Origin of the sequence: Corallococcus sp. 4LFB, assembly GCF_046520365.1 — a bacterium.
Taxonomy (GTDB): domain Bacteria; phylum Myxococcota; class Myxococcia; order Myxococcales; family Myxococcaceae; genus Corallococcus; species Corallococcus caeni.
On record NZ_JBKGHJ010000207.1, the window covers coordinates 1 to 14,048 of the forward strand.

The window sequence follows — 14,048 nt, forward strand, 5'->3', positions numbered from 1 at the left end:
GCGGCTAGCAGGCGCGCAGGGACTCCGCCACGGGCACCGCCGCCGGCAGCGTGACGGTGAGCAGCGTGCCCCGGCCCTCGCGGCTCTCCGCGCGCAGCGTGCCGCCCAGCCCGGTGACGATGGTGTGGCTCACGGACAGGCCCAGGCCGGTGCTGTTGGGGCGCGCGGTGGCGAAGGGCTCGAAGAGGTGCGCGAGCGCGTCCTGGGACAGGCCCTTGCCGGAGTCCTGCACCTCCACCACCACCTCGCCGTCCTCGCTGGTGTAGGCCGCCACGCGCAGCACGTTGTGCGCGGCGTCCTGGGTGTCCATCTGCTGCAGGGCGTTGAGCAGCAGGTTGAGGAACAGCTGGGTGAGGCGCGCCTCGTCCGCGTCCACCGTGGGCAGGTCGTGGAAGTCCCGCTCCAGCCGCGCGCGGTGCTGCAGCTCGCCGCGCAGGAGCTTGAGCGCGTTCTCCAGCACCGGCTGCACGGCCACGCGGGCGCGGTGCTCCGGCGGCTTGCGCGACAGCGTGCGCAGGTCCTGCACGATGTGCTTGAGCCGGGTGGCGCCCTCCACCGTCTCGCCCAGCGCCTCCAGCACGTCCTCCAGGTCCGCGCGCGGCACCGGCTCGCCTTCGAGCAGCGGCTGCTTCAGCCGGTCCATCTCCTCGCGGATGAACGAGAGGTTCGCCAGCACGAAGGCCAGCGGGTTGTTCATCTCATGGCCCACCGCCGCCGCGAGCGACCCCAGCGCGGACAGCCGGTCCGCCTGGAACAGCCGCGCCTCCATCTGCTTGCGCAGCGTCACGTCGCGCGCGAACACGCGCAGGCCCGGCGGGTCCCACAGCTGCGCGACGGTGAGCTCCCAGTAGCGGCCGTCCAGGTGCACCGTGGGCGCGGGCTCACCCGGGGGCGAGCCCCGCCACGCCCAGGTGAGCGCCGCGTGCACCAGCGGGTGCTCCGCGCCCCGCTCCACCAGGTCCTGGAAGGCCGCGTGGGTGGCGGGGTTCGCGTACCGCAGCGCCCCGTCCATGCCCAGCTCCAGCAGCGGCTCCGGGTGCAGCAGCGGGAACGACGCCAGCCGGTACAGGGGGTCTTCCAGCGCGCGCAGGCCGCTCACGTCGCGCACCAGCAGGCCCAGCCGCACGCCCGTGTCCTCCGGCGACGGCGCGCAGGGGGTGATCTCCGCCGCGTAGACGCGCTCGTCGCCGTTCACGTTGAGCCGGTACTCCAGCCGTCCGTCGGAGCCGCCCCGGAGGACGGCCTGGAGCAGGGACATGAGCGGCTTGCTCGCCGCGGTGCCCAGAATCTCCTCCAGCTTGCGCCCCTCCCCGCCGCGCACCTCCAGGCCGAAGGCCCGGCCGGACGGGGACCACAGCCGCAGGCAGCGCCCCTCCGCGTCCAGCTCGCCGGCCAGGTACTCCGCGCCCGACGAGGGGCGCGGGCTGGACACGGGCGCGCCTGGCCCGGGCGAGCGCACGAAGCCCTCCACCCGGAAGGGGCCCATGAGCATCTCCAGGCCCGCCCCGTCGGTGTTCATCCGGGTGAGGACGGAGATGAGCGCCTGCGCGTCCGCCGCCGGCATCCGCTTCGTGAGGATGAGGCCGTCCGCGAGCGTGGGGATGGTGAACAGGAACGGCGTGAGCAGCGGTGCGTCCGCGCCCAGGTACGACGTCAGCGTGGCGCGCATGGCGTGCGCGTCCGTGTGGTTGCAGAAGAGCGCGCACAGGTCGGACTCGCCGCGCAGCACCGCGTCCAGCGCCTTGCGGTAGGTGCCCAGGAAGCGCTGCTCGGAGAAGAGCGTGTCGGGGCGCAGGCCCAGCGACTCCAGGTGGCGCACCGGCAGCAGGTGCCCGCCGGTGGAGCGCGGCGCCACCCAGGCCATGCGCTTGCCCCGCAGCGTCTCCAGCGTCAGCGGCGCGTCCGCGCGGCAGATGAAGGCGGAGTGGTAGTGGTGGCTCCCCGAGCGCACCGCGCGCAGCACCGCCCGCGCCTGCGGCTCGAAGGCGTCGCACTGCTCGGCGGTGCCCCAGGCCATCTCCACGCGGCCGGCCGCGAGCTCCGCCTCCAGGAACTCGTAGGTGGGCGCCATGGACATCACCACCGGGCGGCCCATCCGCTCCGACAGCGCCCGCGCGAACAGCTCCACGCGCACGTGCTCGCGTATCTCGCCCAGGGACGGATAGAGCAGGCAACGGATGGGCGAGTTCGATGCGGTCACGACGAATTCCTCCGATGAACCCCCCTCTGCCGCGAGTCCGGACAGCCGGATCGCGGGTGCTCCCTACCTACCACGGAATTTCCGATAATGCCATACTATTCTTGAATCACTGCAATAAGTCGGTTCCCCAGGTTTACCACGTTCTGACCCAGGGTCGTGAGGGACCAGGGTGCACGGTGTGTGAAATGCGGCGCGCAGGGGGCTGGCACCGGGGGTGCACTGGGGGTGGGTGGACGGCTGCAACCCCTGGAAGGGACGTGTGGATGAGTGGGAGCGTGAGAGGACCGTGGCCCCTGGCCCTCGTGCTGGTGGGGGTGACGTGGCTGCTGGCCCGCGGGTCGGAGGCGGCGCCGCGCGGGGTGGAGGGCGTGGTGGCGAAGGTGCGGACGGGGGACGTGGTGTTCCAGACGTCGGGATCACGCCAGTCGAAGCCCATCCAGGTGGCCACGCACAGCCCGCTGTCGCACGTGGGGCTGGTGGAGGTGACGCCGGAGGGGGTCTTCGTGGTGGAGGCCGTGCAGCCGGTGAAGCGCACGCCCTTCGCGCGGTGGAAGGCGCGCGGCGTGAAGGGGCGGCTCCTGGTGATGCGGCCGCGGGGGGTGGACGACGCGGCGAGGGCGCGGGCGGTGGCGGAGGCGAAGCGGCACCTGGGCAAGCCGTACGACACGCGCTTCGGGTGGGGGGACGAGGCGATGTACTGCTCGGAGCTGGTGCGCAAGGCGTACGCGGCGTGGAGTACGGCAGGATGGAGCGGCTGGGGGACCTGGACGTGGCGGGCCTGAAGCGCGAAATCGCCGAGCGCTACCGGGGTCCGGTGCCGGTGGACCTGGAGCTGGTGACGCCGGCGAGTCTGGCGGCGGATGCTCGGCTGGCGGTGGTGTATTCGGATTTTCCGCCGGGGCGCTGAGGCCGCGTCATCCCTTGAGGATTCAAGAGGGGGCCAGGGACTCACACGCGGGGGGAAGGGCCGGTAGAATGCGCGCCCATGAAACGCCTTCTACTGATGTTGCCGGTGCTGGCCCTCGCGGGCTGTAAGGACCCCCAGGACGGGGTGAAGGTCGTGGTCACGTACACCCAGTTCGTTCCGGGCTGCGTGCGCGTCACGGCCATGGACGACGCCAGTGGGGCCACGCTCGCGACGGACGTCGCGGTCCGGGAGAAGAACGCCACCCCCGACGGCGAAATCGTGGTGGGCGTGCTGCTGCCGGAGAAGTGGGGCACGACCATCTCCGTGACGGCGGATGCCTTCGAGGCGCTGCCCGTGAACGGGAAGTGCGACGGGAACGCCGTGCGCAACAACAAGCAGGGCATCACCGTCCCGAAGGGCAGCGGGAAGGACGGCAAGCCCCCGGAGCTGCGCCTCACGGTGGCGGCTCCGGACCTGGACATGGATGGCTACGTCCCCCAGTCGGCAGGGGGCACTGACTGCATGGACAACCCGGACACGGGCAAGGCGATCAATCCAGGCGTCGCGGAGCTGTGCAACGACAAGGACGACAACTGCTCCGGTAGCGTCGATGAGGGCTTCGATATCGGCGGGACGTGCACCAACGTGAGCAACGGCTGCACGGGCAACTATCGATGCGCCCCTGACAACGTCCAGCAGACTGAATGCTACACCCCCGAGGCGCAGCTCGCCTGGGCGGACGAGGACGAGGACGACCACGGAGACAAGAACCGAGGTGAAGTCTGGGTGTGTAGCGCGACGCTGCCGAACAACCGGCTCCCACTGTCGGCGCCGCACGACGACTGCGACGACAGCGACAAAACCGTGAATCCCCTGGCCGTTGAGATCTGCAACGGCAAGGATGACAACTGCGTCGCCGGCACGGACGAAACCTTCAACGTCGGCAGTACCTGTACTGATTCGGTCACCCAGTGCACCAATGGCATTACGCAATGCAATGCCACCGGCGGGACACTTTGCCAGCCTCCCCCCACTGTCCCTACCTGGTACCTGGATGACGATGGAGACAACTACGGTCGCGACGCGGGGAGCGTGTCGTCGTGCGTCAACCCCAGCACCGATGCTGGGACCTATGTCGCCAACGCTAGCGGGGACTGCAATGACGGCAATCCCTTCACCCATCCCGCCGCGGATGAACTCTGTGACGGGGAAGACAATAATTGCGACACGGTGGCGGACGAAGGCGCATGCCCCAATGGAGGCCCCACGTGGGTCGCCCAATCCGTCAACGACGGAGGAGCGGCGCTGCGCAGCATCTCGCTCTATGGCGATGGGGGTGTCTGGGTCGTGGGCGAGGACTCGACCCGCGCCGTCAAGCGACCCAACTCCACGAGCTTCGCGCTCATCCCAGGCAGTTGCACGGGGAGCCCCACGACCCCTCGGGCGCTCTACAGCGTATGGGCGGATCCAGTCACTGAAACCGCTTACATTGGCGCTGATGGCGATGCCCTTTCCATCCAGACGCCGTCCAGCACGGATTGCAATCCGGTCAAGCCCCCCATGGCATCGGGCACCACCACCGGTCTCATTGGTTTCCCGGCCGCGGATGGTGGCGTGCAGATCATCGGCGTCGCAAGCACGTCCAATGGGGCCGACGGCAGAACCTTCAATTGGGACGGAGGCGTCAATACGGCTGTCGTCACGAACCACAAGGACAAGCCCCTGTTCGATGTTTCGGGCACACTGACCGATAAGCTATTCGCCGTGGGCGGCATCGGAGATCCTGGCCTAGGCCACATCCTCCAGCGCTCCGCAGCCGATACGGCCTGGAGTACCTCCTCGATTCCTTCCAACACTCCATGGTTGTGGGGAGTGCATGTCGTTTCACCGCGCTTGGCTTACGCGGTGGGCAAGGCAGGAGCGATTCTCAAGTGGAAAGATGGTTCTTGGACGACACAGACAGGTCCTCAGGGCGTCACGGAGCAGTTCACGAGCGTGCTCGCGTTTGGCGAAGGCTCCATCTACATCACGACAGCGGTTGGAAACATTTATCACTGGAATGGTACGAACTGGCAGACGTTCCCTCTCGCGGGAGGGAGCCTGTATGACATTGCAGGCAACAACCCCGGTGACATCTGGGCTGTCGGTAACTTCGGCAACGTCTTCCACCTGATGTCCGCGCCTCCGTGACGAACCGGCTCACGGTGGGGCACCGCGCCCCACCGTGACGCCGTGCCTCAGCGCTTCACCCGCAGGACCTGGAACCCCTTGCCTCCGGTTCCGAAGCCCATCAGGTTCTCCGCTCGCACCACCAGGTCGCCGTTGGGCAGCACGCCCCAGACCTCCGCCCGGGCCAGGACGCCACTCCCGGCCCGCTCGAATCTCCGGGCCTCCGTCCACGTCACGCCGTCCGTGCTGGTGAAGAGGCGCGCGTACACGTCCGACGCGGGCTGCACGTCCCCCACGTCCGCCCTCGCCGTTCCCAGCACGAAGCCGCCTCCCGTCAGCGCCTCCAGCGAGTACGCCGGCCCGGCAACGTCAGCAGCGCGTCCACCCTTCCGCTCGCGTACACGCGCAGGAGCTTCGGGTGCTCCGGCTCGTAGAGCGTGGACTGCCCCAGGAGCAGCTCCCCTCCGGACAACACCGTCCCCGTCACCGCGTTGGCCGCGTAGCCGCCCATCACCTTCGTCCACGTGAGGCCCCCGTCCGTGGAGCGCACCACCGCCGCCTGCGTGCTGCTGCTGCCGAACGTGGCCCACAACACGCTCCGCGCCGGGTCCGCGTGCAGCGCCGTGCCGTGCCGGTGGTCCTGGAACGTGGCCCGCACCGTCCACGTCGCCCCGCCGTCCGTGCTCGCCCACAGCCGCAGCGGCGTGCTCGCCGACGTGAACGTCTGGTACTCCAGGAAGAACACCGTGCCGCCCAGCTCCGCGAAGCTCGCGGGCGACATCGCGCGGTAGTTCCCCAGCGATGCAACATCCGCCCACGTCGCCCCGCCGTCCGTGGAGCGCGCCAGGTGGTAGCTGCCGCTGCGGCTCATCTGCGCCAGCAGCGTCCCGTCCTCCAGCACCGCCATCACCCAGAACGACGCCCCGCCCACCCCCTGCCCTCTCGCGCTGAAGGTGCGCCCGCCATCCGTGCTCGCCCACAGCTTCGAGCGGCTCCCGTCCAGCGCCAGCGCGTACACCGTGCCCGCGCCGTCCACCGCCAGCACCTCGTGCGTCGTGTTCGTGAACACCGGCTCCAGCGTCACCGGCCCCTGCACCCCGCCATCCACCGGCGGCGTCCCCGCGTCCACGCCCCCATCCGTCCCTGAACCTCCGTCACCCGCGCCGCCGCCATCCGGCGTCCCCGCGTCCACGCCGCCATCCGGCACGCTCCCGCCATCCGGAGGGGCCGAGCCTCCATCCGCGCCGCCGCCGCTCCCGCCGTCCTGCCCGGAGCCGCCCCCTTCCGGCTGGCGCGGCAGGGCCACGCGCATCACCCGGCCGCTGGAGTTCGCGTCCAGCGCGTCCCCGTAGAAGCACGGCACCTCCGTGGCGCTGTCCGGCAGCACGTCCAGCGCGCTCAGGTAGCCCTTGAAGCTCGTGCGGGAGTCCAGCGTCACCGGGGCGCTGAACACGCCATCGCGCAGCACCCGCACCCGGACTTCGTAGTCCGTGGCCGTCTGGAAGTGATTGTAGAAGACATACAGCGCCTCCCCGATGCGCGTGACGGCGGGCTGCAGCGCCCAGTCCGGCGTCCCCTCCACCAGGATGCGCGAGCCGAAGGACGTCCCGTCGAAGCGCCGGTAGTACAGCCGCTCCGTCTCGTCCTTGTAGACCAGGTGGATGCCACCCTGGCCGTCCTCCACCGCGCTCAGCGCCGCGCCGTGGTAGATGCCGTCGGAGAACGCGTCCCGCTGGGGCCCCACGTGTCCAGGGGGTCCGCGGCGTCGCGCACCCGCAGCCGCGTGGGCTCGAAGCCGTCGTGCATGGCCCAGAAAAAGACGAGCTTCGACCCCACGCTGAGCAGCCGCCCCCCGCCCCGCCTCCGCGTCCGCCCCAGGTTCGGCTGCCGCTGGAAGCTGGCGCCGCCGTCGGTGGACACCGCCACCACCGCCGTGGCGCCGCCGTCCGGCTCCAGCCGGAACGCCTGCACCCACAGCCGCCCCTTCGAGTCCTGCGCCAGCAAGGCCCGCGAGTACGCCTGGGTGCTGTCCGCGTTGAACACCCGCACCGCCGGCTCCGGCGTCCAGGTGTCCCGCGCCTCGTCGTAGCGCCACCACTGGAAGTACACGTCGTGCCGCGACGACGCCGCGAGTGAAGGCCCCTCGTACGCGTAGACCATCGCCACGTCCCGCCCCACCGCCACCAGCTCCGCGCGGTCGTGGTGCGACGTATCCGGCTGGATGGCGGCCAGCTTCGTGAAGCTCTCGAAGCCATCCTCGGAGCGGAAGAGGTTCAGCCCCTCGCCTTCCGCCCCCTGCTGCTGGATGGCCAGGAGCCACGTGGGCGCATGCCCGTTGCCCGTTTCAATCCGCACCGCATGCCGATGCGCCGGCAGCGTCAGGGCATTGCCCCCGCCAGCCGGCACCATGGGCACCCCACCCGCCGCCACCACCGTGGTCAGCAGGGCTCCCACCCAGGACATCATGTGATTGCGCCCCCTGTCGTATCCCCGCGCGAAAGGTAGGGATGGCGGACCCGGGAGCAATCGGGTGGGCGAAATCCGGCGGAGGCGGACCCGGAGGGCCCGACACTCTCCACGCGGACAGGTGAACACACCCACACCGCACGACGCCCCCCACGGCTCTCAAGACTCGTGGGGGCGCCGCGTCAGTGTCTTGCGACTACTTCGCCTTGCGGCGGCGCGGGGCGGGGGTGCCCGCGTCGGTGGCCATGCCCGCGTCCGCGTCCATGGACATGCCGGCGTCCATGGACATGCCGGCGTCCGGCGTGGCCGTGGTGAGGGCCGGAGGCGGGTTCACCAGCTTCAGCGAGGTGAGGAACGTGTCCGCCGTGGTGTTGGGGTGGTTGGGGTTGTAGATGACCAGCAGCGTGTACAGGCGCGGGCCCACCAGGAAGTTGCGCGCCTTCAGCTCCCCCACCACCGGCGAGCTGACCGTGTAGGCCTTGCCGGGGTAGCCATCCAGGGTGACGTCCGACTCTTCCTTGACGGTGCCCTGGACCTGCTTCACCAGGCCGTCCTTGCCCTCGTTCAGCAGGGCCTCCGGAGGACGGCTCGCCACCAGCTTCTCCGGGTAGTCCGCGGTGCTGATGGAGTAGATGGTGCCGTCCTCCATGCGCGCGGAGAACGCGGCGGTGTTCACGGTGTTGGCGCCCAGCGGAACCTGCTTGCGCTCAACCTGGGGCTCCGTGGGCATGCCGATGACGAAGCCTTCCGTGGCCTCGTAGGGCTTGAAGGTTGGGGCGGGGGCCGCCGTGGCGGTGCCGTCCGCGCCCGCGGCGGCATCGTTGGGCACGTCCTCGATGGTGGAGGTCGCCTGGGGGCCACCAGTGCCGCCCGAGGAGGAACCGTCGGTCTTCTGCTGGTTGGCGCACGCGCCGGCGATGAGCGCGAGGGTGGTGAGCGAGGCAAGGAGGAGGCGGGACAACGGACGCATGGGCACGCTTCCTGAGAGGGAAGAGGAATGAGACAGCGAGTCTTATCGGACGCTAGACGAAGTGCTCCGCCGCTGACTACCCGAGTTTCGACACGGCGCGAGGAACTTGCCCCCGCCCCGCCCCCGGAAGCGTCCGGGGGCGGACAACGCGCCCCGGGGCCGGAAAGTCGGCGCGGGAGGGCTATTCGCCCAGGTACGCGCGCCGCACCTCGGCGCTGTCCAGCAGCGCCTTGCCGGGGCCGGCCATCACCACCTCGCCCGTCTCCAGCACGTAGCCGTAGTGGGCGGCGTTGAGGGCCAGGTGTGCGTTCTGCTCCACCAGGAGCACGCTGACGCCGGTGGCGTTCACCTCGCGCAGCGTGCGGAAGATGGTCTCCGTCACCTGCGGCGCCAGGCCCAGGGACGGCTCGTCCAGCAGCAGCAGCTGCGGCTTGCTCAACAGCGCCCGGGCGATGGCCAGCATCTGCTGCTCGCCGCCGGACAGCGTGCCCGCCAGCTGCCGCTGACGCTCGCGCAGCACCGGGAAGAGGCTGAAGCCCTTGTCCATGTCCAGGCGCACCTGGGCGGTGTCCTTGCGCAGGTACGCGCCCAGCTCCAGGTTCTCGAACACGGTGAGGTTGGGGAAGATGCCCCGCCCCTCCGGCGCGTGCGCCATGCCGCGCGGCACCAGCTGGTGCGCCTTGAGGCCCGTGATGTCCTGCCCCGCGAGCGTGATGCGGCCCGCGGACGGCTTGAGCATGCCGCTCACCGCGCGCAGGGTGCTCGTCTTGCCCGCGCCGTTGGCGCCGATGAGGGCCACCATCTCGCCCTTGCCCACCGTCAGGGACACGCCCCGCAGCGCCTGGATGGCGCCATAGCGGACCTGGATGCCGTCCACCGTCAACAGCGGGTCGAACGCGCGCCGCTCACCCAGCACCTTCACCGGCTCGCTCACGCCGCGCCTCCGTGGGACTCCAGGTAGCTGTCGCCCAGGTACGCCTCGATGACCTTGCGGTCGCTGCGCACCTCCGCCGGAGCGCCGCGGGCGATGGTCTCCCCGTGGTCCAGCACGGTGATGCGCTCGCAGATGCCCATCACCAGCTTCATGTCGTGCTCGATGACCAGCACCCCCAGCGAGAACTCGTCGCGCAGCCGGCGGATGAGCACCATCAGGTCCGCCTTCTCACGCGTGTTCATGCCCGCCGCGGGCTCGTCCAGCAGCAGCACCTTGGGGCGCGTGCCCAGCGCGCGGGCAATCTCCAGCCGGCGCTGCTCGCCGTAGGGGAGGTTCTTCGCCTCCTCGTCGCGGCGGTGGGACAGGCCCATGACCTCCAGCAGGTGCTCGGCCTGGCGCGTCAGCTCGCGCTCCTCGGCCTGGAAGCCGGGGGTGAGCAGCAGCGCGCGCCACCAGTCGCGGTAGTTGCGCAGCGCCGTGCCCGCCTTCGCCATGGCGCCCAGGCGCACCGGGTGCAGCCCGCCCTGGGCGCGGCAGGCCACCTTCACGTTGTCCAGCGCCGTCAGGGCGCGGAACAGGCGGATGTTCTGGAACGTGCGCGCGAGGCCCAGGTGGTTGATTTGATGCGGCACCCAGCCGTTCACCCGCTGGCCGGCCACGCGCACCTCGCCCTCGGTGGGCGGGTACACGCCGGTGAGCACGTTGAACGCGGTGGACTTGCCCGCGCCGTTGGGACCAATCAGGCCCAGCAGGTCCCCCTGGCGCACGGTGAGGTTGAAGTCCGTGAGGGCCTTGAGGCCCCCGAAGCGGATGCTCACGCCGGACGCATGGAGCAGCGCGTCTCCAGTGCCCGGGGCGGAGACAGGGGTCACGGCGGCGCTCATGTCAGCCCCTTCTTCTTCCGGGGAAGCCACCGGGGCAGCACGTCCCAGAGCTCCTTCGTGCCGAACAGGCCCTGCGGCCGGGCCAGCATCAGCACCACCAGCAGGATGCCGTACACGGGCATGCGGATCTGATCCACCTTCTGCGCCAGGCTGCCCTGCGCGCCCAGCGCGCCGAACAGCGAGCGCAGGCCTTCCGGCAGGAGCGTGAGGAAGATGGCCGCGACGATGGCGCCCGTGCTGGAGCCCAGGCCGCCCAGCACCACCATGACGACGACCTCCATGGACTTCACGAAGGTGAACGAGCCCGGGTTGATGATGGGCACGAAGTGCGCGAACAGGCCGCCCGCGATGCCCGCGAAGAACGACGAGATGACGAACGCGCGGACCTTGTAGCCGGTGGTGTCCACGCCCATGGCCTCCGCGGCCACCTCGTCCTCGCGGATGGCCCACAGGCTGCGGCCGTGGCTGGAGCCCGCGATGCGCCGGGCCACCAGCACCACCAGGAAGACCCAGAAGTACACCATGGCCACGGTGGAGTACTGCGGGATGCCGGACAGGCCCAGCGCGCGGCCGAAGGCCTCCGTGTTCTGCACCACCACGCGGATGATTTCGCCGAAGCCCAGCGTCACGATGGCCAGGTAGTCCCCGCGCAGCCGCAGGGACGGCAGGCCCACGAGGAAGCCGCACAGCGCCGCGCAGGTGCCGCCCGCGAGCAGCGCCACGGTGAAGAGCACCTGGTCGCTGGCCGCCACGGGCAGGAACGACAGCGCCACCTCCTTGAACTCCAGCGACGTGACGCCCGCGATGTACGCGCCCACGGCCATGAAGCCCGCGTGGCCAATGGAGAACTGGCCCGTCATGCCGTTCACGATGTTGAGGCTCACCGCGAGGATGATGTTCACCCCCACCACGGACAGCAGGTACGTGGCGAAGGGCGAGGCGCCCAGCAGCACCTCCGCCAGCGCCAGCACCGGCAGCGCGATGAGCACGGGCAGGATGCCGCGCAGGGCCGGGGGCACGCGGCCCGCGTCCACGTCGGACAGCGTCGTAACGCCAGGGGCCGCCATCAGACCTTCTCCGCCGCGACGCGGCCGAAGAGGCCGCCCGGCTTCACCAGCAGCACCAGGATGAGGAAGCCGAAGGCCACCGCGTCACGCCAGGTGCTGGCCGCGTAGCCCACGACGAACTCCTCCACCAGCCCCAGCAGCAGCGCGCCCACCACGGCGCCCGGCACGTTGCCGATGCCGCCGATGACCGCCGCCACGAAGGCCTTGAGGCCCACGTACAGGCCCATGAGCGGACTCACGGACGTGTCCTTGATGGCGTAGAGCAGGCCCGCGCCCGCCGCCAGCGCGCTGGAGAGCATGAACGTCAGCGCGATGATGCGGTCGGTGGGGATGCCCATCAGCGCCGCGGTGCGGTGGTCGAAGGACACCGCGCGCATCGCCTTGCCGAAGCGCGTGCGGTACACGAGGAACTGGAGCGCGGCCATCAGCCCCACGGCGATGAGGAAGCTGATGACCTGCCAGTTCCAGATGACCACGTCCCGGTCGCCCACGATGAACCACTCGCTGGGGACGATGACCTCCGGGAAGGCCCGGGGGGACGCGCCCGGCAAAAAGCCGATGTCCAGCTGGAAGCCGTACGACAGCGCGAACGAGATGCCGATGGCGGTGATGAGCGCGGTGAGGCGCGGCTTCTCACGCAGCGGGCGGTAGGCGAAGCGCTCGATGAGGAAGCCGAGCAGCGCGCACCCCACCATGGCCACCGCGAAGATGACGACCACGCCCCACAGGGAACGCTGCGCCTGGCGCCCGAGGGCGAAGGCGGTCGCGTAGCCCATGTAGACGCCGACCATCATCACGTCGCCGTGGGCGAAGTTGATGAGCTTGAGGACGCCGTACACCATCGTGTAGCCCAGGGCGACCAGGGCGTAGATGGTACCGGAGGCCAGACCGTTGATGAGGTGCTGGAGGAGCTGCGACATGCCGGGGGGGGCCCTGGACTACGGAGAGATGGTGGTGACGTAGGTGGACTTGCCGTCCTCGACCTTCAGCACCACGGCGGACTTCACCGCGTTGCGCTTCTCATCCAGCGTGATGTTGCCCGCCACGCCGGGGAAGTCCTTCGTCTGCGCGATGGCCGCGCGCAGGGCCGGGCCGCTGGTGTCCGGGGCGCGCTTGAGCGCGTCGATGGCGACGCGCGCGGCGTCGTAGCCCAGCGCCGCGAGCGCGTCCGGCACCGCGCCGTAGTCCGCCTTGTAGTCCGCGATGAACTTCTTCACGCGCGCGTCCGGGTTGTCCGGCGAGTAGTGGTTGGAGAAGTAGCTGCCGTCAATGGCGCTGCCACCCAGCTCGAAGAGCTTCTCGGAGTCCCAGCCGTCGCCGCCCATCAGCGGCACCTTCAGGCCCAGCTCGCGCGCCTGGCGGGCGATGACGCCCACCTCGCTGTAGTAGCCCGGCACGTAGATGCCCTCCGGCTGCGTCTTCTTGATGGCGGTCAGCTGCGCGCGGTAGTCCGTGTCGCCCTGGCTGTAGCTCTCCGTGACCGTGATCTTCCCGCCCAGCTCCGCGAACTTCTGGCGGAACACCTCCGTGAGGCCAATGGAGTAGGCGCTCTTGTTGTCCTGGAGGACGGCGACCTTGTTGAGCTTGAGGTTCTCCCGCGCGAACTTCGCCATCACGAAGCCCTGGAACGGGTCGATGAAGCAGACGCGGAAGATGTAGTCGCCCTTCTCCGTCACGGAGGGGTTGGTGGACGACGGGGTGATCATGGGCACGCCGGCCGCCTGCGCCTTCTCCGCCATGGCCAGGGAGCTGGAGGACGCCACCTCGCCCAGGATGAGCGCCACCTTGTCCTGGGTGATGAGGCGGGTGACGGCCTGCGCCGCCTCCTCGGGCTTGCTCTGGTCGTCGTACACGCGCACGACCAGCTTCTTGCCCTTCACGCCGCCCGCGGCATTGGCCTCCTTCACCGCCAGCGCGATGCCGTTGCGGGTGGAGATGCCGAACGTCGCCTGACCGCCCGTCAGCGCGCCCACTTCGCCCAGCACGATGACGTCGTTACCCCCCGGAGGCGCGCCGCCGCCCTGCGCGGTGGCCGGGGACTGCGCCGCGGGCGGGCCCCCCGCCTCTCCCGTGGGCTGCGTCTTCTTCTCGCAGGCGGCCGCCAGGACGGCGAGCGCGGCGAGGAGCATCGGGGCAAGTCGTCGCATGCGGGGGATTCCTCCGGGGGAGATGACGGGCAAAGCCCCGGTTTTCTAGGGGAGCCCTCCCCATGGGTCAAGCGCACAGCTTGGCTCCGGGGTCCCGCCAACACCTCGGAACATCGCTGTCGCGACCTCATGCCCCACGGCGGGTGCGCCTCCGCCCCCGCGTCAGGGCTCCGCCAGAAGTGCTCCCGGCCCGACGGCCCCCGGCGGATCCTCGGCGGGCTCCCGGGCGCCGGGGCCCCGGCTCCGTCCTCCCAGGGCGCCGCGTCCTCCTGCGTCAGGTCCCAGCGTGAGGTGGAGGGCGCCT

13 protein-coding genes are annotated in these 14,048 nt (G+C 70.3%); 3 read left to right on the forward strand and 10 right to left on the reverse strand.

Translation table 11 applies throughout. From position 1 onward, the window contains the following. Positions 1-4: 4 nt before the first annotated feature. Positions 5-2,200, reverse strand: a complete 2,196-nt coding sequence (locus tag ACLEQD_RS21930) for a PhnD/SsuA/transferrin family substrate-binding protein (RefSeq protein WP_410386411.1) — start codon at positions 2,198-2,200, stop codon at positions 5-7. A 275-nt stretch (positions 2,201-2,475) separates the two neighbouring features. Here ACLEQD_RS21930 and ACLEQD_RS21935 point away from each other — a divergent pair, with 275 nt between their 5' ends. From ACLEQD_RS21935 to ACLEQD_RS21945, 3 genes are all read left to right on the forward strand, one after another. After that, the gene (locus ACLEQD_RS21935) at positions 2,476-2,982 is read left to right on the forward strand and encodes a YiiX/YebB-like N1pC/P60 family cysteine hydrolase (RefSeq protein ID WP_410386413.1); all 507 of its coding nucleotides are present in this window, start codon (positions 2,476-2,478) and stop codon (positions 2,980-2,982) included. Next, the gene (locus ACLEQD_RS21940) at positions 2,946-3,107 is read left to right on the forward strand and encodes a hypothetical protein (RefSeq protein ID WP_410386415.1); all 162 of its coding nucleotides are present in this window, start codon (positions 2,946-2,948) and stop codon (positions 3,105-3,107) included. The genes ACLEQD_RS21935 and ACLEQD_RS21940 overlap by 37 nt, the downstream gene beginning before the upstream one ends. 96 nt (positions 3,108-3,203) lie before the next feature. Beyond that, positions 3,204-5,297, forward strand: coding sequence for a MopE-related protein (locus ACLEQD_RS21945; RefSeq protein WP_410386417.1), 2,094 nt, complete (start codon positions 3,204-3,206; stop codon positions 5,295-5,297). Between the two features lie 47 nt (positions 5,298-5,344). Here ACLEQD_RS21945 and ACLEQD_RS21950 read toward each other — a convergent pair whose 3' ends face one another. The 9 genes from ACLEQD_RS21950 to ACLEQD_RS21990 form a co-directional block, all read right to left on the reverse strand. Continuing rightward, a complete protein-coding gene (locus tag ACLEQD_RS21950) occupies positions 5,345-5,596 on the reverse strand; it encodes a hypothetical protein (protein ID WP_410386419.1) in 252 nt (83 codons plus the stop codon). A 14-nt stretch (positions 5,597-5,610) separates the two neighbouring features. Further along, positions 5,611-7,020, reverse strand: coding sequence for a WD40/YVTN/BNR-like repeat-containing protein (locus tag ACLEQD_RS21955; protein ID WP_410386421.1), 1,410 nt, complete (start codon positions 7,018-7,020; stop codon positions 5,611-5,613). Further along, on the reverse strand, positions 6,966-7,742 hold the full coding sequence (locus ACLEQD_RS21960; RefSeq protein ID WP_410386423.1) for a hypothetical protein: 777 nt from the start codon (positions 7,740-7,742) through the stop codon (positions 6,966-6,968). The genes ACLEQD_RS21955 and ACLEQD_RS21960 overlap by 55 nt, the downstream gene beginning before the upstream one ends. 196 nt (positions 7,743-7,938) lie before the next feature. Then, complete coding sequence (locus ACLEQD_RS21965; protein WP_410386424.1) at positions 7,939-8,712, reverse strand: hypothetical protein; 774 nt, start codon at positions 8,710-8,712, stop codon at positions 7,939-7,941. Between the two features lie 181 nt (positions 8,713-8,893). Continuing rightward, the gene (locus ACLEQD_RS21970; protein ID WP_410386426.1) at positions 8,894-9,646 is read right to left on the reverse strand and encodes an ABC transporter ATP-binding protein; all 753 of its coding nucleotides are present in this window, start codon (positions 9,644-9,646) and stop codon (positions 8,894-8,896) included. Continuing rightward, positions 9,643-10,530 (reverse strand): ABC transporter ATP-binding protein, encoded by an 888-nt coding sequence (locus ACLEQD_RS21975; RefSeq protein WP_410386428.1) that lies wholly within the window; start codon positions 10,528-10,530, stop codon positions 9,643-9,645. The genes ACLEQD_RS21970 and ACLEQD_RS21975 overlap by 4 nt, the downstream gene beginning before the upstream one ends. Then, positions 10,527-11,597, reverse strand: a complete 1,071-nt coding sequence (locus ACLEQD_RS21980; RefSeq protein WP_410386430.1) for a branched-chain amino acid ABC transporter permease — start codon at positions 11,595-11,597, stop codon at positions 10,527-10,529. Before ACLEQD_RS21980 ends, ACLEQD_RS21975 begins: the two co-directional genes overlap by 4 nt. Next, positions 11,597-12,517 (reverse strand): branched-chain amino acid ABC transporter permease, encoded by a 921-nt coding sequence (locus ACLEQD_RS21985; RefSeq protein WP_410386432.1) that lies wholly within the window; start codon positions 12,515-12,517, stop codon positions 11,597-11,599. Before ACLEQD_RS21985 ends, ACLEQD_RS21980 begins: the two co-directional genes overlap by 1 nt. An 18-nt stretch (positions 12,518-12,535) precedes the next feature. Beyond that, a complete protein-coding gene (locus tag ACLEQD_RS21990; protein ID WP_410386434.1) occupies positions 12,536-13,744 on the reverse strand; it encodes an ABC transporter substrate-binding protein in 1,209 nt (402 codons plus the stop codon). Between the last annotated feature and the right edge of the window lie 304 nt (positions 13,745-14,048).